Origin of the sequence: Blastococcus saxobsidens DD2 (assembly GCF_000284015.1) — a bacterium.
Taxonomy (GTDB): Bacteria; Actinomycetota; Actinomycetes; order Mycobacteriales; family Geodermatophilaceae; genus Blastococcus; species Blastococcus saxobsidens_A.
Window position 1 is genome coordinate 947,360 of record NC_016943.1, and the last position, 21,393, is coordinate 968,752.

Annotated in this window: 17 protein-coding genes; 13 read left to right on the forward strand and 4 right to left on the reverse strand. The window is 73.1% G+C overall.

Annotated features, from left to right (window positions below; genetic code table 11):
* Positions 1-68 precede the first annotated feature (68 nt).
* Positions 69-1,022, forward strand: a complete 954-nt coding sequence (locus BLASA_RS04505; protein WP_014374837.1) for an HpcH/HpaI aldolase/citrate lyase family protein — start codon at positions 69-71, stop codon at positions 1,020-1,022.
* Between the two features lie 110 nt (positions 1,023-1,132).
* Here BLASA_RS04505 and BLASA_RS04510 read toward each other — a convergent pair whose 3' ends face one another.
* Positions 1,133-1,540, reverse strand: coding sequence for a DUF4190 domain-containing protein (locus tag BLASA_RS04510; protein ID WP_014374838.1), 408 nt, complete (start codon positions 1,538-1,540; stop codon positions 1,133-1,135).
* Between the two features lie 142 nt (positions 1,541-1,682).
* Between BLASA_RS04510 and BLASA_RS04515 the strand changes: the two genes are divergently transcribed.
* Positions 1,683-2,882, forward strand: a complete 1,200-nt coding sequence (locus BLASA_RS04515; protein ID WP_014374839.1) for an acyl-CoA dehydrogenase family protein — start codon at positions 1,683-1,685, stop codon at positions 2,880-2,882.
* A gap of 148 nt (positions 2,883-3,030) precedes the next feature.
* Here BLASA_RS04515 and BLASA_RS04520 read toward each other — a convergent pair whose 3' ends face one another.
* Complete coding sequence (locus BLASA_RS04520; RefSeq protein ID WP_014374840.1) at positions 3,031-3,756, reverse strand: DUF4230 domain-containing protein; 726 nt, start codon at positions 3,754-3,756, stop codon at positions 3,031-3,033.
* A 113-nt stretch (positions 3,757-3,869) separates the two neighbouring features.
* On the opposite strand from BLASA_RS04520, the gene BLASA_RS04525 reads away from it, so the two are divergent.
* The gene (locus tag BLASA_RS04525) at positions 3,870-4,805 is read left to right on the forward strand and encodes a quinone oxidoreductase family protein (protein WP_014374841.1); all 936 of its coding nucleotides are present in this window, start codon (positions 3,870-3,872) and stop codon (positions 4,803-4,805) included.
* A 185-nt stretch (positions 4,806-4,990) separates the two neighbouring features.
* Positions 4,991-9,349 (forward strand): FtsK/SpoIIIE domain-containing protein, encoded by a 4,359-nt coding sequence (locus BLASA_RS04530; RefSeq protein ID WP_014374842.1) that lies wholly within the window; start codon positions 4,991-4,993, stop codon positions 9,347-9,349.
* Positions 9,350-9,429: 80 nt separating this feature from the next.
* Here BLASA_RS04530 and BLASA_RS04535 read toward each other — a convergent pair whose 3' ends face one another.
* Positions 9,430-9,726 carry a WXG100 family type VII secretion target gene (locus BLASA_RS04535; RefSeq protein WP_014374843.1) on the reverse strand — a complete coding sequence of 99 codons (297 nt, stop codon included), beginning with the start codon at positions 9,724-9,726 and terminating at the stop codon, positions 9,430-9,432.
* A gap of 227 nt (positions 9,727-9,953) precedes the next feature.
* On the opposite strand from BLASA_RS04535, the gene BLASA_RS04540 reads away from it, so the two are divergent.
* The 3 genes from BLASA_RS04540 (at position 9,954) to BLASA_RS04550 (ending at position 13,395) form a co-directional block, all read left to right on the forward strand.
* Entirely contained in the window at positions 9,954-10,271 is a 318-nt protein-coding gene (locus tag BLASA_RS04540; RefSeq protein ID WP_014374844.1) for an EthD family reductase, read from the forward strand.
* Positions 10,268-11,806: an acetolactate synthase large subunit gene (locus tag BLASA_RS04545; RefSeq protein WP_014374845.1), complete on the forward strand. Its 1,539-nt coding sequence runs from the start codon at positions 10,268-10,270 to the stop codon at positions 11,804-11,806. The genes BLASA_RS04540 and BLASA_RS04545 overlap by 4 nt, the downstream gene beginning before the upstream one ends.
* 164 nt (positions 11,807-11,970) lie before the next feature.
* Positions 11,971-13,395 (forward strand): lipase/esterase, encoded by a 1,425-nt coding sequence (locus BLASA_RS04550; RefSeq protein ID WP_014374846.1) that lies wholly within the window; start codon positions 11,971-11,973, stop codon positions 13,393-13,395.
* Positions 13,396-13,458: 63 nt separating this feature from the next.
* Here BLASA_RS04550 and BLASA_RS24820 read toward each other — a convergent pair whose 3' ends face one another.
* Positions 13,459-13,596, reverse strand: a complete 138-nt coding sequence (locus tag BLASA_RS24820; RefSeq protein WP_014374847.1) for a hypothetical protein — start codon at positions 13,594-13,596, stop codon at positions 13,459-13,461.
* 128 nt (positions 13,597-13,724) lie between these two features.
* Between BLASA_RS24820 and BLASA_RS04555 the strand changes: the two genes are divergently transcribed.
* The 6 genes from BLASA_RS04555 (at position 13,725) to BLASA_RS04580 (ending at position 21,391) form a co-directional block, all read left to right on the forward strand.
* On the forward strand, positions 13,725-14,987 hold the full coding sequence (locus BLASA_RS04555) for an MFS transporter (protein WP_014374848.1): 1,263 nt from the start codon (positions 13,725-13,727) through the stop codon (positions 14,985-14,987).
* Positions 14,988-15,006: 19 nt separating this feature from the next.
* On the forward strand, positions 15,007-15,825 hold the full coding sequence (locus tag BLASA_RS04560) for an alpha/beta hydrolase (RefSeq protein WP_041775604.1): 819 nt from the start codon (positions 15,007-15,009) through the stop codon (positions 15,823-15,825).
* 384 nt (positions 15,826-16,209) lie between these two features.
* Positions 16,210-18,072, forward strand: coding sequence for a PKD domain-containing protein (locus BLASA_RS04565; RefSeq protein ID WP_041775605.1), 1,863 nt, complete (start codon positions 16,210-16,212; stop codon positions 18,070-18,072).
* 304 nt (positions 18,073-18,376) lie between these two features.
* Positions 18,377-19,576, forward strand: coding sequence for a CpaF family protein (locus BLASA_RS04570; RefSeq protein ID WP_014374852.1), 1,200 nt, complete (start codon positions 18,377-18,379; stop codon positions 19,574-19,576).
* Positions 19,573-20,436, forward strand: a complete 864-nt coding sequence (locus tag BLASA_RS04575) for a type II secretion system F family protein (RefSeq protein ID WP_014374853.1) — start codon at positions 19,573-19,575, stop codon at positions 20,434-20,436. Before BLASA_RS04570 ends, BLASA_RS04575 begins: the two co-directional genes overlap by 4 nt.
* A gap of 13 nt (positions 20,437-20,449) precedes the next feature.
* Positions 20,450-21,391, forward strand: coding sequence for a type II secretion system F family protein (locus tag BLASA_RS04580; RefSeq protein WP_014374854.1), 942 nt, complete (start codon positions 20,450-20,452; stop codon positions 21,389-21,391).
* Positions 21,392-21,393 lie beyond the last annotated feature (2 nt).

The window sequence follows — 21,393 nt, forward strand, 5'->3', positions numbered from 1 at the left end:
TCCGGTAACCGAACGTCCCGACTCCACCCCAGCTCTACCGTCAACCCACCCACCATCCCGGAGGACCCGTGGCCGAGCTCCGATCCCGTCGTTCCAACCTGGCCGTTCCCGGCAGCAACCCCCGGTTCCTGGAGAAGGCCAAGGGCCTGCCGGCCGACCAGGTGTTCCTGGACCTCGAGGACGCGTGCGCGCCCCTGGCCAAGCCCGGCGCCCGCAAGAACATCGTCGCGGCGCTGAACGAGGGCGGCTGGGGCGACAAGATCCGCACCGTCCGGGTGAACGACTGGACGACGGAGTGGACCTTCCAGGACGTGGTCGAGGTCGTCGGTGGGGCCGGCGCCGAGCTCGACTGCATCATGCTGCCGAAGGTCCAGGACGCCGCCCAGGTCAAGGCGCTGGACATGCTGCTGACCCAGATCGAGAAGGCCAACGGCCTCGAGGTCGGCCGGATCGGCATCGAGGCGCAGATCGAGACGGCGCAGGGCCTGATCAACGTCAACGACATCGCGTTCGCCAGCGACCGCATCGAGACGATCATCTTCGGCCCGGCCGACTTCATGGCCAGCATCAACATGAAGTCGCTGGTGGTCGGCGCTCTGCACCCCGACTACCCGGGCGACCCGTTCCACTACATCCTCATGCAGATCCTCATGGCCGCCCGCGCCCGCGGCGTCCAGGCGATCGACGGCCCCTTTCTTCAGGTGCGCGACGTGCCGGCGTTCGAGGAGGTCGCCAAGCGCTCGGCGATGCTCGGCTTCGACGGCAAGTGGGTGCTGCACCCGGGCCAGATCGACGCGGCCAACGAGATCTATGCGCCGTCCCAGGAGGACTACGACCACGCCGAGCTGATCCTCGACGCGTACGACTGGGCGACGTCGGAGGCCGGTGGCAAGAAGGGCTCGGCGATGCTCGGCGACGAGATGATCGACGAGGCCAGCCGCAAGATGGCCCTGGTCATCGCCGGCAAGGGCCGGGCCGCCGGCCTGTCCCGGACGTCGTCCTTCACGCCGCCGGAGAGCTGACCCCGCCCCCGGCAAAGGAGGCTATGCATACGGATCCGGGCGCGATCCCGTATGCCTAGCCTCCTTTGCCGGGCGGGTGCCGGGCGGGTGCCGGGCGGGTGCCGGGCGGGTCAGGGGCCGAAGGAGCCGCTCTGGCTGAGGGCGGCGAAGGCGACGATCCAGAGCACGATGACCAGCACGAAGAACGCCGTCACCAGGCCGCCGATGATGATGCCGGCCAGGGCCAGGCCGCTGCCCTCCTCGCCGGTTCGCCGGATCTGCTTGCGCGCGACGATGCCCAGCACCAGCCCGGCCGGCGCGAAGACGAACGCCATGACCAGGGCCAGGATCGCCATCGTGTTCGTCGGCCGGCCGTAGCCGGGCGGGTAGCCCGGTGGGCCGTACCCCGACGGCGGGTAGCCCGGCTGGGCGTACCCGGGTGGGGGGTAGCCCGGCCCCGGCTGGCCGTACCCGGTCTGGGCTGCCCCCGGCGCCGGCGGCGGATCGCCCCGGTTGAGGTTCTCGTCCCTGCTGCTCATGCGTCCCTCCTGTCCGGCGGCGCCGGTCGGGGTACTCCACCACGCGGGCCGGCCCGCGTGAGCAGGTACACGCCGGAGCTCGTCCGGCGGTGCTCCATACTCGCGGGTAACTCGGACGCCGGAGTCCCGAAGGAGTGGACCGTTGACCCGTTTGGCCCAGACCGCTGACCTGACCGACATCCAGCAGGAAATCCTGTCGACCGTTCGGAGCTTCGTCGACCGGGAGATCATCCCGAACGCCCAGGAGCTCGAGCACGGCGACATCTACCCGCAGAAGATCGTCGACGGGCTCAAGGAGCTCGGCATCTTCGGGCTGATGATCCCCGAGGAGTACGGCGGCCTCGGCGAGTCGCTGCTGACCTACGCGCTCGTGGTCGAGGAGATCGCCCGCGGCTGGATGAGCGTCTCCGGCGTCATCAACACCCACTTCATCGTCGCGTACATGATCAAGCAGCACGGCACGCAGGAGCAGAAGGAGCACTACCTGCCCCGCATGGCCACCGGCGAGGTGCGCGGCGCGTTCTCGATGTCCGAGCCGGGGCTGGGCTCCGACGTCGCCGGCATCCGCACCAAGGCGGTCAAGCAGGCCGACGGCGGCTACGTCATCGACGGCCAGAAGATGTGGCTGACCAACGGCGGCAGCTCGACGCTGGTCGCCGCCCTCGTGCGCACCGACGAGGGCGCCGAGAAGGCCCACCAGAACCTGACGACCTTCCTCGTCGAGAAGCCGGCCGGCTTCGGCGAGGTCGAGCCCGGGCTCACCATCCCCGGCAAGATCGACAAGATGGGCTACAAGGGCGTCGACACCACCGAGCTGGTGTTCGACGGCTACCGGGCCCAGGCGTCGGACATCCTCGGCGGGGACCCCGGCCGGGGCTTCGCGCAGATGATGGACGGCGTCGAGGTCGGCCGGGTGAACGTCGCCGCGCGTGCCTGCGGCATCTCCATCCGTGCCTTCGAGCTCGCCGTCGCCTACGCCCAGCAGCGGGAGACCTTCGGCAAGCCGATCGCCCAGCACCAGGCGATCGCCTTCCAGCTGGCCGAGATGGCCACCAAGGTCGAGGCCGCCCACCTGATGATGGTCAACGCCGCCCGGCTCAAGGACGCCGGCAAGCGCAACGACGTCGAGGCCGGCATGGCCAAGCTGATCGCCAGCGAGTACTGCGCCGAGGTGACCACGCAGTCCTTCCGCATCCACGGCGGCTACGGCTACTCCAAGGAGTACGAGATCGAGCGGCTCATGCGCGAGGCGCCGTTCCTGCTCATCGGCGAGGGCACCAGCGAGATCCAGAAGACGATCATCAGCCGGGGTCTGCTCAAGACCTACAAGCTCAAGGGCTGAGCCCGGACCCGGACCGAGAGCCGAGGCCGGACCGTAGCAGGTTCCACGGACAGTCCGTCTCTGCCCAGCCGCACTGGGCAGAGACGGACTGTGCCGGGAAAGGGTCCGCCGGTCCGGCGACTCCCAGGGACGGCCGACGGTGGGCGGCTCAGCCCGCGTCGCCCGGTGCGGGCTCGAAGCGGACGTCGACCCGGTCGACACCGAGGGACCGGGCCAGGCCGGTCAGCATGGCGCGGGTGTTCCGTTCCGCGCGGTCGAGGAGGTCGCTCTCAGCGGCGGCCACCGCCAGCCGGCGCTCGGCCAACGCGTAGAGCTCGCCGTCGTCGGAGGGGTTCTCGGCGAACACCGCACCGACCCGGTCCAGTGCGCCGCGGTCGCGGTCGAGGACCCGGCTGCTGTCCGGATCGATCCGGACCTCGCCGATCCGCGGGGCCGGGAGAACGATCTCGGCCGACGTGCCGTCCGGGGACAGCGTCACGCCACTCCCCGCCAGGACGTCGAAGTCGACGGAGGCGTCGGCGGTGCCGGTGGCCAGGAAGCTGACCCGCTCCCCGCTGATCGCCGACGGGACGAACCGAGTGTCCTTCTCCCGGTCGATGACGACCTGGAAGGTGGCCTTCGCGGCGTGGAACTCCTGCAGGTCCTCGAGGGCCAGCAGCAGCGGCGCGGTGCTGCGGTCGATCACCCGCTGCTCGAGCGGATTCTCGAACCCGGAGACCCACTCGGCGACCTGTGAGGCGACGGGGACCAGCAGGGCGACGCCGGCGCCGGCGGCGATCAGCCGGAGCGGCACCCGCCGGCGGCGCGGTGAGCCGGCGGCCGCCGGCTCCTGGCTGTCGGTGTGCCGAGCGGGTTCCTGCGGCGGAGCAGGCATGTGCGACCTCTCGGGGTTCGTGCCGGGGATGGGTGCACCAGCGCCCCGGCCCCGGGCGCTATTCCGGCGACACGCGCGACGCGCCGGCTACCGCTCCGTGCTAGGCAGGGCGCATGCGTGCCGTGGGAGTGACCGAGTTGGGTGGGCCCGAGGCCCTGCGCATCGTCGACGTGGAGCCGGAGCCGCTCGGACCGGGCCAGGTGCGGCTGCGCGTGGAGGCCGCCGCCGTGAGCCCCACCGACACCCACGCCCGCTCCGGCGCCTACGCCGACCGGGATCCGGTGAAGACCCCGCCGTGGGTCCCGGGCATGGACGTCGCCGGCGTGGTCAGCGAGGTCGGCGAGGGCGTCGACCACCTCGCCGTCGGCGACCTCGCCATGGGCATCGTCGTCCCGTTCGGCCCGTTCGGCGCCTACCGCGAGGACAAGGTGCTGCCGGGTGACTCGGTCGTCCGGGCTCCCCGCGGGGCCACCGCCGTCGAGGCGTCGACGCTGCCGATGAACGGGCTTACCGCGCGACTGGCCCTGGACCTCATGGGACTGCAGCCCGGGCAGGTGCTCGCGGTGACCGGCGCGGCCGGGGCGTTCGGCGGCTACGTGGTCCAGCTGGCCAAGGCCGACGGGCTGTCGGTCGTCGCCGACGCGTCGGAGGCCGACGAGGAGCTGGTCCGCGGTCTCGGTGCCGACGTCGTCGTGCGGCGGGGCGGCGACGTCGCCGACCGGATCCGGCAGCACCACCCGGAGGGCGTGGACGGGCTGGCCGACGGCTCGGTGCAGGACGAGCTGGTGCTGCCCGCCGTCCGGGACGGGGGAGCGGTGGCCACGGTCCGCGGCTACCGCGGGAACGGCGAGCGCGGCCTGCGGGTGTTCCCGACGCTGGTGCGGAAGGTCGCCACCGACCGCCCGGCGCTCGACCGGCTCCGCCGGCAGGTGGAGGACGGCGCGGTGACGCTCCGGGTGGCCCGCACGTTCCCCGCCGAGCAGGCGGCCGACGCCCACCGGGCCCTGGAGGCGGGCGGGGTGCGGGGACGGCTGGTCCTCACCTTCTGACCACCCCGAACTCCGGCCGCCCGTGCGGGTGACCCGCTACCGGGGGTTTCCACAGGCGCCGATGGACCGGAACGGACGCGTCCGTCTACGGTCTCGCGACGTCAGCCCGGCGTACCGCAACGGCCGGGGCCGTTCTCGGATCCTCCGGGCGGTCACCGGGTCGGGGACGGTCGGGAGGGAGTGCGGTGCGCGTCCAGCTGAGCGTCGGGCAGGGCGACGGCGCGTTGCTCGACGTCGCCGTGGACGTGGACGACGACCTCCCGGTCAGCCGGGTGACGGCGGAGCTGGCCCGGGTCTCCGGCCGGTCGGCCGAGGGGCTCTGGCTGGCCGGGAACCGGCTGGACGACGACCAGCCGGTGGGGGAGAGCCCGCTGGTCGACGGTGCGCTGGTGCACCTGTCGGCGGCGGCTGCCGTGCCGGCCGGTCCGCCGACCCGTGGCTGGCAGCTGCGGGTGCTCAGCGGTCCCAGCAGCGGCCTGATCGCCGAGCTGCCGATGGGGGACCACGAGCTCGGCCGCAGCAGCGCCGTCGGCTTCGCCGACCGGTCGATGTCGCGGCGGCACGCACTGCTGCGGATCGGCGCCGACGGCGCCACGCTGCGCGACCTCGGCTCGGCCAACGGCAGCTTCCTGGAGGGCGAGCCGGTGCCCGGGGACGAAGGTGTCGCGGTGGCGCCGGGGCAGCTCGTGCAGCTGGGCGACACCCATCTGGTCGTCGGCCCGGCTCCCGTGCCGGATGCCGCGATCGAGCCGGCCGGCCCCGGCACCCGGGCGTTCGTCCGGGCGCCGCGGCTGCTGCCGTCCACCCGCGAGGTGCGCATCCAGCTGCCGCGGGAGCCGACCGCGAAGGAGCCCCGCCGGTTCCCGCTGGTGATGATCCTGGCGCCGCTGGTCATCGGCATCGTGCTGGCCGTCGTCCTGCGCTCGCCGCTGTACCTCGTGTTCGCCGTCGCCAGCCCGATCATGATGGTCAGCAACACCGTGGCCGACCGCCGGCACAGCGCCCGCGAGGAGCGCCGGGCCCGCGAGGAGTTCGAGCGGGAACTGGCCCGCGCGCTCGAGCGGATCGGGACGGCGGTGGCCGAGGAGACCGCCCGTCGCCGAGCCGCCCATCCGGATCCGGCCACCGCCCTGCTCGCCGCCGTCCTCCCCGGCCGGCGGCTGTGGGAACGGCGCCGCACCGACCCCGACGCCCTCGACCTGCGCCTGGGCGCTGCCGACCTGCCCGCCCAGGTGGTGGTCACCGACCGGTCCGGCCGCGACGAGCCGCCGGAGCAGCGCACCGTCCGGGCGGTGCCGGTCGTCGTCCCGCTGCGCGAGGCCGGCGTCGTCGGGCTGGCCGGCCCGGCCGAGCCGCTGGCGGGTCTGCTGCGCTGGGTGGTCCTGCAGCTGGCGGTGCACCACCCGCCGCGTGATCTCGCCCTGACCGTGCTGGCTGCGCGGGGACCGGCGGAGTGGAACTGGGTGCGCTGGCTGCCGCACACCCGGCCGGCCGACGGCGAGGGCCCGGTGGCCTTCGTGGGCAACGACCCCGAGACGGTGACCGCGCGGGTGACCGAGCTGGCCGCGCTGATCAAGGCCCGCCGGGACGCCACGGCGTCGGCCGGTGGCCGGATCGACCCGGAGTCGTTCCCGGCGCACGTGCTCGTGGTCCACGGCTTCCGGCCGCTGCGCGCCACCCCAGGCCTCGCCCAGGTGCTGCAGGACGGCCCGGCGGTGGGCGTCTACGCCGTCTGCGCCGACGAGGAGGAGCGGTTCCTGCCGGAGGCGGCCACCGCGACCGCGGTGTTCGACGCGGCGGAGGAGAACGAGCTCCTGGTGCGGCGCAGCGGCCACGACCCGGTCCCGGCCGTGCTCGCCGAGCCGGTCGGCGCGGAGCTGGCCGAGACGGCGGCCCGTGCGCTGGCGCCGCTGCGCGACGTGAGCCTGGAGGAGGACGACGCCGTCCTGCCCGACAGCGTGCGGCTGCTCGACGTCCTCGGCCTGGAGCCGCCGACCGTGGACGGCATCCGCGCGCGCTGGCAGCTGGAGGGGCGCACGACCCGGCTGGTCGTCGGCTCGGGGCTGCACGGGCCGTTCACGCTCGATCTGCGCACCGACGGCCCGCACGGGCTGGTCGCCGGCACCACCGGAGCCGGCAAGTCGGAGCTGCTGCAGACCATGATCGCCTCGCTGGCGGTGGCCAACCGGCCGGACGCGCTCACCTTCGTGCTGGTCGACTACAAGGGCGGCAGCGCGTTCAAGGACTGCGTGCACCTGCCGCACACCGTCGGCATGGTCACCGACCTCGACGCCCACCTCGTGGAGCGCGCCCTGACCTCGCTCGGCGCGGAGCTGAAGTACCGCGAGCACCGGCTGGCGCGCGCCGGCGTCAAGGACATCGACGACTACCTCGACCTGCAGGCCCGCGAGCCCGGGCGCCCGCCGCTGCCGCGGCTGCTCATCGTCATCGACGAGTTCGCCTCGATGGCCCGCGAGCTGCCCGACTTCGTCCCCGGCCTGGTCGACATCGCGCAGCGCGGACGATCGCTGGGCATCCACCTGATCCTCGCGACCCAGCGGCCCAGCGGCGTCGTCTCGCCGGAGATCCGCGCCAACACCAACTTGCGCATCTCGCTGCGGGTCACCGACGGCGCGGACAGCAGCGACGTGCTCGACGCCCCGGACGCCGCCCGCATCCCCAAGTCGGCGCCCGGTCGCGGCGTCGCCCGGCTGGGCCACGGCGCGCTGGTGCCGTTCCAGGCCGGCCGGATCGGTGGCCGCCGTCCGGGTCAGGGTGCGATCGCGGCGGCGGTGCCGTTCGTCGTCCCGCTGGCCTGGCACCAGGTCGGCTACGCGGCACCGCAGCAGCCCGCGACGGCGACCCGCTGGTCCGACGTCGAGATCACCGACCTGTCGGTGCTGGTGGAGGCGGTGCGCGGGGCGTCGGTGGACGAGGACGTGCCGGCGCAGCGCAGCCCGTGGCTGGAGGCGCTGCCGGCGCGCGTGCTGGTGGCCGACCTCGACGCCCCCGCCGCCGGCGCGGTCCGGCTGCCGTACGGCCTGCAGGACCTTCCCGCGCTGCAGGAGCGGCGGGTGGCGGCCTTCGACCCGGCCACCGACGGGCACCTGCTGGTCATCGGCTCGCCGAAGAGCGGACGGTCGCAGCTGCTCCGCACGCTGGCCGGCTCGGTCGGCGCCCGCTGCTCGACCAGCGACGTCCACCTGTATGCGCTGGACTGCGGCAACGGCGCACTGCTGCCGCTGGCCGACCTGCCGCAGTGCGGCGCGGTCGTTCCCCGCACCCAGACCGAGCGGGCGGCCCGGCTGCTCGACCGGCTGAAGCGGGAGATGGAACGCCGCCAGCAGGTGCTCGCGGAAGGCGGCTTCGCCGATCTCGCCGAGCAGCGGCGGTCGGCGCCGGCGGAGGAGCGGCTGCCGCACGTGCTGCTGCTGCTCGACCGCTGGGAGGGGTTCACGCCGACCCTCGGTGAGGTCGACGGCGGGCGGCTCACCGACATCCTCATGGCGATCGTCCGGGAAGGTGCCTCGGCCGGGATCTCGGTGGTGATGACCGGCGACCGGGCGCTGGGTACTGCCCGGCTGTCGTCGCTGACCGACAACAAGCTGGTGCTGCGCCTGGCCGACCGGGGCGACTACCCGCTCGTCGGGATCCCCGGCAAGCAGGTGCCCGGCCGGCTGCCGCCGGGGCGGGGGATCACCGTCGACGGCGCCGTCGAGACCCAGGTGGCGCTGCTCGCCGACGACGAGTCGGGCCAGGGGCAGGCGGCCGCGATCGCGGAGATCGCCAAGGCGGCACACGTGCGCGATGCGCTGGTGCCGCGGTCGGCCCGGCCCTTCCGGGTCGACGTGCTGCCCGCGCGCATCAGCTTCGAGGCGGCCTGGGAGATGCGGCCGGCCGACGCAGGTGCCGGCTTCGCGCTGGTCGGCGTGGGCGGCGACGAGCTGATGGCGGCCGGTCCGGACCTGGTCGAGCGGGGCCCGGCCTTCGTCGTCGCCGGGCCGGCGCGCTCGGGCAAGAGCACGGTGCTCAGCTGGGTGGCCGAGTCGCTGCTGCGGCAGGGGACGTCGATCGTCGTCTGCGCGCCGAAGGCGTCACCGCTGCGGGCGTTCGCCGGCCGTCCGGGCGTGCTCGAGCTGGTCGAGGAGGCGTCCGCCCCGGCCGACCGCTGGAGGGAGCTGCTCACCGCGGAGCCCGGCCGGCCGCTGGTGCTGCTCCTGGACGACGCCGACGTGCTGCGCGACGTGCCGGCGTCGGAGGTGTTCCGCGAGGTCGTGAAGGGCTACGCCGGCCCGGGACGCAGCCTGGTGCTGGCGGGGAACGCCGACAGCATCTGCACCGGTCTGTCCGGCTGGCAGGTGGACGCGAAGAAGGCGCGGCAGGGTGTGCTGCTCTCCCCGCAGGGCAGCACCGACGGTGACCTGATCGGCGTGCGGGTGCCGCGCAGCGCCGTGGGCAGGCCGGTCCAGCCGGGGCGGGCCCTCCTGCACCTCGGGAACGGCTCGCTGCTCACCCTCGCGGTACCGGGCCCGCCGGTCGGCTGACGGCTCGGCGGCGGGTGCCCCGACGCGACGCAGGCCGCCTCGCGTGGCGAGGCGGCCTGTCGTCCGTGCGAGGCAGGTGATCAGCGACCGAGGGCGCCGGCCAGCTGGGTGTCGGCGTCGCGGAAGGTGGTGGCGGCCGTGTTCAGGTACTGGGCCATGCCGTCGAGGCCGCCGATCATGTTCTTCGCGCCGGCGTCGAACTCGTCGTAGGACGCCTGGAAGCTGCGGCTGGAGCTGTCGGTGACGTACCCGTCGGAGACGAGCTGGTCGACGAGGCCCTTCAGCTGGCCGAGCATGCCGTCGATCTCGGCGCGCCCGTTCACCAGCCGGCCGGCGGCGTCTTCCATCTGCTGGTAGGTGACGTTCACGTTCGCCATGAGGATCCAATCGGGACGGCCCGGTCGCGGACACCGCACCGGGGAGCAGCGGGTCATCGGGACCGTAACGGCGGGAGGGACGCCCTGGGCCCGCTCTCCGGTGGCCTGTGGACAGAGCCCCGGGGTGGGGGCGGGAGGTCTGGGGTCGCGGCGGTCACCGGGTACCTGATTGGGTGCAGCTGAGGCTCCGGGCAGACGGAGCCCGGCGGATCCGGAGGTACGGCGAGATGGTGCACAGGCTGGTGGTCAGCTACGGGACGCCCGAGGACCCCGCGGCGTTCGATGCCTACTACCGGGAGATCCACACCCCGCTGGCGCTCGAGCAGCCCGGGCTCGTCCGGCTGACCTTCGGGCACGGCAAGGCCATGGACCCGGCCCAGCCGGCGCCCTACCTCGTCGCGGAGCTCGACTTCGACTCCGAGGAGGCCATGGGGCAGGCGCTGACGTCCCCGGAGGGGCGGGCGGCCGGCGCCGACCTCGCCAACTTCGCCACCGGCGGGGTCTCGTTCTTGCACTTCGACGTCCAGACGGCGAGCCCCGCGTGAACGGCGCCCAGGCGCTGATCCGCACCCTCGTCGACGCGGGCGTGGACGTCTGCTTCGCCAACCCCGGCACCTCCGAGATGCACTTCGTCGCCGCGCTGGACGACGTCCCGGAGATGCGTGGCGTGCTCACCCTGTTCGAGGGCGTCGCCACCGGCGCGGCCGATGGCTACGCGCGCATGGCCGGGCGGCCGGGCGCGACCCTGCTGCACCTGGGGCCGGGCATGGGCAACGGACTGGCCAACCTGCACAACGCCCGCCGCGGGCGCGCCCCGATGGTGAACGTGGTGGGTGACCACGCCCGTGCGCACAAGCGCCTGGACGCCCCGCTGGAATCGGACATCGATGCCGTCGCCGGCACGTTCTCGGCCTGGGTGCGCCGCTCGCTGTCGCCGGCCGACGTCGCCGCGGACGCCGTCGATGCGGTGGCCGCGGTCTCCGCCGGAGGCATCGCGACGCTGATCCTCCCGGCGGACGTGTCGTGGGAGGAGGGCGCCGCCGTCGCCGAGCCCCGGCCGTCGCGACCGGCTCCCCGGGTGGCGCCGCCGGTGGTCGAGGAGGTCGCGGCCGTCCTGGCCGGCGGGGAGCCGACCGTGCTCTTCCTCGGCGGGAACACCGTCGGCGAGGACGGTCTGCTGGCGGCCGGTCAGGTCGCCGCCGGCACCGGCGTCCGGCTGATGACCGAGACCTTCCCGGCGCGCGCCGCCCGTGGCGCCGGGCTGCCCGACGTCGCCCGGCTGCCCTACCCGCCCGAGGTGGCGATGAAGGCTCTGGCCGGGACCAGGCATCTCGTGCTCGCCGGCGCCACGGCGCCGGTGCACTTCTTCGGCTACCCCGGTGTCCCCGGCCACCCGGTGCCCGAGGACTGCACCGTGCACGTGCTCAGCGAGCCGGGGGAGGACGGCGTCGCGGCGCTGCGGGCACTGGCCGACCTGGCCGCCCCGGGCGCGGAGCCGCAGCTGCTCGAAGCGTCCCGCCCCGAGCTGCCCACGGGACCCCTGACGCCGCGGGCGATGTCGGCGGTCATCGGCGCGCTGCTGCCCGAGCGCGCGATCGTCGTCGACGAGGCGATCACCTCCGGGGTGGGGATCATGGAGCTGACCTCGGGTGCGCCCCGGCACGACTGGCTGGCGCTGACCGGCGGGGCGATCGGTGACGGGCTGCCGATGGCGCTGGGCGCGGCGGTGGCCTGCCCCGACCGGCCGGTGATCGGCATCCAGGCCGACGGCAGCGCCATGTACACGATCTCGGCGCTGTGGAGCTACGCCCGCGAGCAGGCCGACATCACCACGATCATCTGCGACAACGGCTCCTACGCGATCCTGCAGCACGAGCTGTCCCGCGTGGGGGCGGCCGGCGACGGGGAGCGGGCGGCCAAGCTCCTGGACATCGGCGGGCCGGGGCTCGACTTCGTCTCCCTCGCGCAGGGGATGGGTGTGCCGGCGACGCGGGCGACGACCGCCGAGGAGCTCGCCGACCAGCTGCGGACGGCACTGGCCGAGCCGGGCCCGCACCTGATCGACGCCGTCCTGCGCTGACGGGGCGCACCCGGGAGAAAGCCCCCGGGCAGTGGCCGCTTGCTCACGTGAGGTACACAGGAGGCACCTCGCTGTGAGGAGCACCACAGCCACGACGAAGGAGTCGCGTCTTGTCCCTGCACCGCAACCGGTTGGTTCCCCTCGCTGTCGCCGCAGGAGTGGGGATGGGTGCGTTCGTCGCCGGCGGGCCGGCACTGGCCGATCCGCCGCCGTTCGTCCAGCCGCCGGGGAAGGCAGCGGGTCACCCGTCGGCGGGCCAGAAGGGCTGGCAGCCGGTCCAGGTCTCCCCGCAAGAGCCGCTGTTCACCCTGGAGTGGACGATCGACCCGTCGGCCATCCCCTTCGAGCCCCTGACTGCCGAGGACGGCACCCCGATCACCAGGGTGCTCTACGGCACGCACGAGGGGGCGGCCTACCGCATCGAGGTGCCCCTGGGTGACAAGTGGAACGGCGACGTGGTGTTCTGGGAGCACGGCTACCGCGGTACCCGTACCGCTCTGACCGTCGACAACCCCGGCTACGGCCTGCGCGAGACCTACATCGCCAACGGGTACGCCTGGGCGGCCTCGTCCTACAGCGCGAACCGGTACGACATCGAGGCCGGCGTGCGCTCCACCGAGGAGCTCGCGAAGCTGTTCGACGAGAAGGTCGGCGAGGCCGACCAGCGCTACCTGCAGGGCGTCTCGATGGGCGGCCACGTCATCGGCGTCCTGCTCGAGCGGGACAGCGGGGTCGAGTGGGCCGGTGCCGCGCCGATGTGCGGTGTGATGGGCGACCGGGAGCTCTACGACTTCTTCCTCGACTACAACCTGCTGGCGCAGACGCTCGCAGACGTCGATGCGTATCCGATCCCCACGGACTACGTGACCACGTACGTCCCGGAGATCAAGGACGAGCTCCGGAATGAAGACGGCACGCTCAACGAACGGGGGCAGGTGCTCGAGAATCTCGTCACGGAGATCTCCGGTGGCCCGCGGCCCGGTGCGGAGAATGCCTTCGCCTTCTGGGAGGGGCGGAACTTCGTCTACGGCGTCGTCGCCGCGGAGCCCGGCGGTCTGGACGGCGTCGCCCCCGGCCCCGTCTGGTCGAACGTCGACACCGACTACCCCGACAAGCGGATCGTCCCGGGTGGTGTCCTCGTCGGGGACGGCAAGACCCTGGACGAGGCGATCGAGCGCGTCGCTCCGGCGCCCGAGGCCCGGCGCAGCGGTCCGGACGCGTACGTCCCGGACATCACCGGCGACATCGACGTGCCGGTGCTGTCGATCCACACCCTCGGCGACTACTACGTGCCGTTCTCGATGGAGCAGTACTACGCCGCCGACGTCCGTGAGCAGGGCAACAAGAGACTGCTGGTGCAGCGGGCGATCCGCGCCGCCGGCCACTGCGAGTTCACGAACGCGGAGGCGGCGGACCAGTTCCTCGACCTGGTCGACTGGGTGGAGAACGGCGTGAAGCCTGAGGGCGCCTCGGTGCTCAACCGGAACGTGGTCGCCGACCCCGCCTACGGCTGCGAGTTCACCAGCACCGGAACCGGCGGTACCCGGGGTCTCTACGCCCCCTGCCCGGTGCCCGCCCCCGGTGACTGACAGCGGCACACTGCACTGACAGAGGGCCCTTCTTCCCGTACCGGGAAGGAGGGCCCTCTGGCGTCAGTGCTTCTTGCCGTGGGTCAAGTTCTCCATCTGGGACGTCGTGTCGACCTTGGCCTTGCGGTCGTTCCGCTTCTCCTTGATCGACTTTCCGGTCGCCTTCTTCGTCATCGACTGTCGCGGGGACTTGTCACCCATGGTGCGCTCCCTCATCGGGAGCCTGGACGGCTCCGTGCCGCGACGGTACGCGGTTGACGGGCCGGCCGGTGGCCGACTGACCGGCCCGGGTGACCGGCGTCCGACGGCGCTGCCTAGATTGCCTAGGAGTGGGGGACGGGCCGGAGGATGCACCCGGACCCGCCGCGCCCCGGCCGTCGCGGCGGCTGGTCACCGACCCGGTCTTCGGGCCGTACTGGGCCGGCAAGCTGCTGGCCAACGTCGGCATCTGGATCCAGAACATCGCCAGCGCGGCACTCGTCTGGCAGCTGACCTCCTCGGCCTTCCTCGTGGGTCTGGTGAGCTTCGCCCAGTTCCTGCCCCAGCTGGTGCTGACCCCGGTGAGCGGGGCGATGGCCGACCGGGGCAGCCCGCGCCGGCAGATCCTGCTCGGCCGCGCGTTGTGCACGCTCGGCGCCGCGGCCCTGGCCGGCTGGGTCCTGCTGACGCACGACGTGGCCGACGTGCCTCCGTGGGTCGTGATGGTCACCGCGCTCGTCGTCGGCATCGGGTTCTCCGTCGGCGGACCGGCGATGCAGGCGCTGCTGCCGTCGCTGGTGCGGGAGGGCGAGGTGGCCCGAGCCGTCGCCCTGGACAACCTGACCTTCTCGGTGGGCCGTGCCGTCGGCCCGGCCGTGGGTGGGGTGGTGGCCGCCACCGCCGGCTACGGCGTCGCCTTCCTGCTCGCCGCCGTCGGTCACGTCGTCTTCCTCGTGGCGGTGTTCCGCCTCCGGACGCCGGGCGGTCCCGTCGCCCCGGGCCCGCGGCTGTCGGTCATCGCCGGGATCCGCTACCTGCGCACCGACCCGGTGGTGGGTGTCCTGCTCCTCGGTGTCACCGCGGTGGGCGTCGGCGCCGACCCCGCCGTGACGCTGGGTCCGTCGCTGGCCGATGCCCTCGGGGGCGGTCCGGGACTGGTCGGGCTGCTGGCTTCTGCGTTCGGCGTCGGGGCGTTCCTGGGCTTCTTCGTCCAGGCGGTCCTGGTGCGGTTCCTCGACCACGCATGGCTGGCCACGAGCGGTCTGGTGCTGCTCGGGCTCTCGGCGGTGGGGTTGGCGTTGAGCTGGAACGTGCCCGCCGCCGTCGTCGCCTTCGTGGTGGGCGGCGTCGGTCTGACGCTGGCCATGAACGGTCTCACCACGCTGCTCTACGACCGTGTCCCGCGTGCGTTCATCGGCCGAATCATGGCGCTGTGGCTGGTCGGCTTCGTCGGCTCCCGGCCACTGGCCGCGACGCTCAACGGCGCGTTGACCGACCTGGTGTCGGTCGGCGCCGCCCTGCTGACGACGGCGGTGATGGTGCTGGGGGTCGCCGCGGTGTGCCGCCCGTCGGTGCTGCGCCGTCCTGCCCCGGGCGGTGACGCGGCCACGTAGGGCGGTCATCATCGGACGCGTGGTGCGGTCGCTTCTGGTGGGCGCCGGGGCGGTGGCGCTGCTGCTCGCCCTGGTGGTCGGTCTGCTCTGGGGGTTCCAGCGCAGCCTGATCTACCTGCCGGACTCCGGCCCGGTGGGTAGCGCCGGCGACGTCATCCCCGGTGGCCGCGACGTCGTCCTCCGCACCTTCGACGGGCTCGACCTGGGCGGCTGGTACGTGCCTGCTGCTGATGAGGACGCGGCCACGGTGCTGGTCGCCAACGGCAACGGCGGGCACCGCGGCCTGCGGGCGCCGCTCGCCCGGGCGCTGGCCGACGCCGGGCTCGGCGTCCTGCTGTTCGACTACCGCGGCTACGGAGGCAACCCCGGCAGCCCGACGGAGGAGGGACTGGCGCGCGACATCCGCGCGGCGCGGGCGTTCCTCCTCGAGGACGCCGGGGTGCCGGCGGACCGGCTGCTCTACTTCGGCGAGAGCCTGGGCGCGGCGGTGGTCACCGAACTGGCCACCGAGCACCCGCCGGCCGGGCTGGTGCTGCGCTCGCCGTTCGTCGACCTGGCGTCGGTCGCCGCGGAGCACTACCCGCTGCTGCCGGTGCGGGCGCTGCTGTGGGACCGCTACCCGCTGGCCGAGCAGCTCGCCGGCGTGGACGTGCCGACGACGGTGGTGCTCGGCACCGCCGACTCGATCGTGCCGCCGGAGCAGAGCCGGGCCGTGGCCGAGGCGGCCCGGCAGCTGCACCGGCTGGTCGAGGTGGCCGGCGCCGACCACAACGACCGGGTGCTGCTCGACGGGGACGCGGTGGTCGACGCCGTCGTGGAACTTGCCGAGCGAAGCTAGCTAGCCGAGGATCGCTCGACCGTGCGGCCGGATCGGAGTCTCGGCCGTGGGCGGGCGAAGCCTCCCGTGGAGACGGAAGCAGCTTTCCACCCGGCTACGGAGGGCGTCGGCAACCGGGCGGATATGCGGAACACGGCGAGCCCAGAACCCGGCTCGACCTGCCCTCGTCGGGTAGCGCCGAAATCACGTGTTTCTTCGCGCTGTGACGGGAGACTCACTCCTGGCGACGACTCAACAGGCCACAACCCCAGCGGCCACATGAGTCCCAGGAGACACATTGCGAACTTCTTCGGTGCAGCATCCTCGCGCCATCCCGGTCCACAGCCGCCCGGCTGCCTGGTCGGACCGGGGGATGGGGGAACGATGAAGAGATCGTTGCGAGCCGTGCTCGCGCTGGCCTTGGCGACCGGCGCGATGTCAGCCGGACCGTCGACCGCGTCCGCCGCTATCTCGACGACGACGTCGGCGACCTTCACCAACCACCAGAACGAGCCCGGACCCGGCGACACCCGAGTCTCGTACTGCGGTGGTGCCGGCCAGGCCGCCTGCGGCGAGGACCTTCCCGTTCAGGTTCGCTGGGGCGTGGGAGAGGCCGGCGGGCCCCAGAGTCGGCTGGCATTCCGCCCGGCGGATGGAGCGCCCCTCGGACAGCCGTTCGTACTCGGCGTGCTGACCCACAAAAATACGGTGATCAACCTGTACACCGGGATCACCGCGGTGGACCTCACCGTGACGACCCGGGTGGTCGACGGGGGCCGCTCGCTGACCTTTGCCGACTCGCTCCACATGGGGCTCGGCATCGTTGAGACCGAGAACGCGCAGAGCGGCTGTCAGAACCCCTGCCCGGACGCCATCCGCCTGCCCGTGCCCAATAAGCGGTTCGCACACCCGGTCGGCAACGTCACCTATGAGCTCGAGGTCCTCGGTTTCCAGGAGCACAATGGTGCCCTCGTGGGGGAGATGCTGACGGGGGAGAATGACGAGCGCTCCCTTCCGCTCATCGCCCGTCTCACCAAGACCTCGAACGTGGTCGCCGATGCGGGCCCTGACCAAACCGTCGACGAGGCTGCGGGCGTGCGGCTCGACGGCACCAGGAGCGCCGTCCGAGACCTGACCTACCTGTGGGAGCAGGTCTCCGGTCCTCCGGTCGCGCTCGACGACCCGTCGAGCCCGGAGCCGGGGTTCGACGTCGGTTGGTTCACCGAGGACCAGCAGCTCGTGTTCCGGCTCACCGTCCGTGACATGCTCGAGCCCGAGATCAGCTCATCGGACACGGTCCGTATCTCCGTCCGCGACCTCAATGATCCGCCTGTCGCGGACGCCGGCGGCCCGTACAGGGTCCCCGAGGGCGGGTCCACGGTGCTTGCCGGTTCGGCGACGGACCCGGACGACAATGTCGAAACGGTGACCTGGGACTTTGATGGTGACGGCTCCCACGACGACGGAACGGGGCTGACGCCCACCTTCTCAGCGGCCGCTCTCGACGGTCCCTCGGTGCACCAGGTGGCCGTCCGGGTCTGCGACACCTTCGGCGTCTGTGCGACGGACACGGCCGACGTCGAAGTGGCCAATGTCGCCCCGACGGTGGACCTGGGCGACGATGTGACGGTCTACCGGAACGACCCGGTGCGCTCGGTCGGCACGTTCACGGACCCGGCCGGAGCGCTCGACGAACCCTACGGCTACGCGTGGACCGGCACGGGACCACTGCAGCCGGCGCGGGGCAGCGCCGAGTACGGCGCATCACCGAGCACGGACATCTCCTACGAGATCGAGGGCACCTACACGATCGACCTCGCGGTCACCGACGACGACGGTGGGACCGGTCGCGACAGCCAGCGGGTCACGGTGCTGAACCGCCCGCCGTCATGTGCGGACGCGGCGTCCAGCGTGGCAAGCCTCTGGCCGCCGCAGCACGAGTACGCGCGGGTCGGCGTGGTCGGTCTCAGCGATCCCGAGGGTGACGCGCTCACGGTGACCGTGACCTCGATCAGGCAGGACGAGCCCGTCCGCGAGCCCGGATCAGGGAATACCGGTCCGGACGCGACCGGCGTCGGGACCGCCACCGCCGAGCTCCGCGCCGAGCGATCGGGTGGCGGTGACGGCCGCGTCTACCACGTCGGTTTTGTCGTCGATGACGGTCACGGTGGTTCCTGCGAGGGGACGGTGACCGTGGGCGTCCCGCACGACTCCCGGGGTGCGGGGGCGGTCGACCAGGGGCCCTTGCACGACTCCACCACCGGCTGAGGCATGACCGGGGGCCGGCCGTGTTTGGCCGGCCCCCGGACATCTGAGGTCTGCCGGCGGAGGGTGACCGACCTCGGACACGTGACCGACGTCCTCGACTTCCGGCCCCTCCGGCCCGGCGGGCCGGCGGTATCCCCGGTGCCCGTTCACCCGACCGGGTGCTCCTCGTGCCGATCGCGCTTTCGGGTGTCCACAGATCGCCTGACGTCACCCCTACGGACTGATCCGTTTCCTTACAGTCGCCGGCGATTCGACTGCTGGCTGGGCTCGACGGGGGATGGGTGTGCCGACTGCTCTGGATGTCGTGGACGGTGAGGTCCGCGAGCTCATCCGTCGTCGCGGGCTCGACCCGTTCACCGACCCGGGCCCGGTGCGGCTGCTGGTGCGCGACGTCGTCGCCGACTACTCCGAGCGGTCGCTGACCTCGGCGCTGCCGCCGATCGGTGACGTCGAGTCGGTGGTCCGCGACGTGCTGGACCGGGTGGCCGGCTTCGGCCCGCTGCAGCGCTACCTCGACGATCCGGAGATCGAGGAGATCTGGGTCAACGAGCCGGGCCGGGTGTTCGTCGCACGGCATGGCCGCAGCGAGCTGACGACGACGATCCTGGCCCCCGGGGAGCTGGCCGACCTGGTCGAGCGGATGCTGCGCACCTCGGGCCGACGGATCGACATGTCGACGCCGTTCGTCGACGCGATGATGCCCGACGGCTCGCGCCTGCACGTGGTCATCCCGGATATCACCCGCCGGCACATGGCCGTCAACATCCGCAAGTTCGTGCTGCAGGCGCACTCGCTCGACGAGCTGGTGGCGCTGGGGACCATCACCGCCCCGGCGGCGCGCTTCCTGGAGGCCGCCGTCGCCTCCGGGCTGAACATCCTCGTCTCCGGCGGCACCCAGGCCGGCAAGACGACGCTGCTCAACTGCCTCTGCGCCGCCGTCCCCGCGCGGGAGCGGGTGATCACCTGCGAGGAGGTCTTCGAGCTCCGCGTACCGCTGCCCGACGTCGTCTCCATGCAGACCCGCCAGCCCAATCTCGAGGGCGCCGGCGAGATCCCGCTGCGCCGGCTGGTGAAGGAGGCGCTGCGCATGCGGCCCTCCCGCATCGTGGTGGGCGAGGTGCGGCAGGAGGAGTGCCTGGACCTGTTGATCGCCCTCAACTCGGGGCTGCCGGGCATGTGCACGCTGCACGCCAACAGCGCCCGCGAGGCAGTGGTGAAGATGTGCACGCTGCCGCTGCTGGCCGGGGAGAACATCGGCACGTCGTTCGTCGTCCCCACCGTCGCCTCCAGCGTCGACCTGGTGGTGCACGTGGGCACCGACGCCGACGGACGGCGGCGGGTGCGCGAGATCGTCGCACTGCCCGGACGGGCCGAGGACGGCGTCATCGAGACCGCCGACGTGTTCACCAGCCGCGACGGCCGGCTCGTGCGGGCCGACGGCTACCCGCCGCACGCCGACCGGTTCGCCGCCGCCGGCTTCGACCTGCCGGCCCTGCTGGCATGACCGGATCCGGCGCCCTCCTGGGGCTGCTCCTCGGCGTCGGGTTGCTGCTGATCTGGCGCAGCGGCTCCCGTGCCCCGAGGCCGCGGACCGACCCCCGCCGGCCCGGCCGGCGCGCGCAGTTGCTCGCCGCGGCCGGGCTCACCGGCATCAACGGCGCCCAGCTGCTGGCGCTGCAGGTCGGGCTCGGGCTGCTGGTCACCGTCGTCGTCCTGCTCGCCACCGCCACGATCACGGTCAGCCTGGTGTTCGGCCTGTTCGGCTTCCTGCTGCCCTACGTGCAGGTGCGCCGGCTCGCCGACAAGCGCCGGGCCGACCTGCGCGAGGTCTGGCCCGAGGTGGTGGACAACCTGACGTCCGCCGTCCGGGCCGGGCTGTCGCTGCCGGAGGCCCTGTCGACGCTCTCCACCCGCGGCCCGGAGGTGCTGCGCCCGCCGTTCGCCCGGTTCGCCGCCGAGTACCGTTCCAGCGGCCGGTTCGGCACCTCGCTCGACCGGCTGAAGGACGACCTCGCCGACCCGGTCGGCGACCGCATCGTGGAGACCCTCCGGGTCGCCCGCGAGGTGGGCGGCAGCGACCTGGGCCGCGTGTTACGCACCCTCTCGACGTTCCTGCGCGAGGACGCCCGCGCCCGCGCGGAGCTGGAGACGCGGCAGGGCTGGGTGGTGCAGGCCGCACGGCTGGCCGTCGCCGCGCCGTGGGTCGTGCTGCTCCTGCTCGCCACCCAGTCGACGACGCTCGCGGCCTACGACTCGGCGCTGGGCACGGCGATCCTGCTCGGCGGGGGAGCGGTCTGCCTGGTCGCCTACCGGCTGATGCTGCGGATCGGGCGGCTGCCCGAGGACGTCCGGGTGCTCCAGTGAGCGGGGTGCGCTCGTGACCCCCGGCGTGCTCGGCATGGTGCTCGGGCTGGTGGCGGCCACCGGACTGCTCCTGGTGCTCGCCTACGCGCCGCCGTGCCGTTCGGTGCGGCTGGTCGACCGGCTGGCGCCGTACGTGCACGACACCCCGCCGCCGTCCCGGTTGCTGGGCACGGCCACCGAGGCGGGCCTGCTGACCGCGGTCCGCCGGATCGCCGGGCCCTCGATCGGCACCGGCGCCCGGATGGTGGACCGGCTCCTCGGTGGGCGCGCCTCGGTGCGTCGCCGCCTGGACGCCCTCGGTGGCGCCATGACCGTCGAGGACTTCCGCATCGAGCAGGTCGTCTGGGGTGGGCTCGGCCTGCTCGGTACGGCACTGGCGGCGACGCTCGGCTCCGTGGCGGCCGGCAGCGTCAACGTGCTGTCGGCCGGGCTGTTCTGCCTGGCCGGCGCCGTCGGTGGCGTACTGGGCCGCGACTGGTGGCTCACCCAGCAGGTGACCCGGCGGGAGGAGCTGCTGCTCGCCGAGTTCCCGGTCGTCGCCGAGCTGCTGGCCCTGGCCGTGACCGCCGGGGAGAGCCCGACCGCGGCGATCGCCCGGGTCACCCGGCTCTCCGGCGGTGAACTGGCCCGCGAACTCGGCGCCGCGCTAGGCCGCGCACGGGCCGGCGTGCCGCTGGTCGATGCGCTGCAACAGGTCGCCGACCAGACCTCGCTCGACCCGCTCGCCCGGTTCATCGACGGGCTGCTGGTCGCCATCGAGCGCGGTACGCCGCTGGCCGAGGTGCTGCGAGCGCAGGCCGCCGACGTCCGGGAGGCCGGCAAACGCCGGCTGCTCGAGGCCGGCGGGCGCAAGGAGATCGGAATGATGGTCCCGGTCGTCTTCCTGGTGCTCCCGGTCACCGTTCTCTTCGCCCTGTTCCCGGGGCTGATCAGCATCGTCTCGCTCTCCCGATGAGC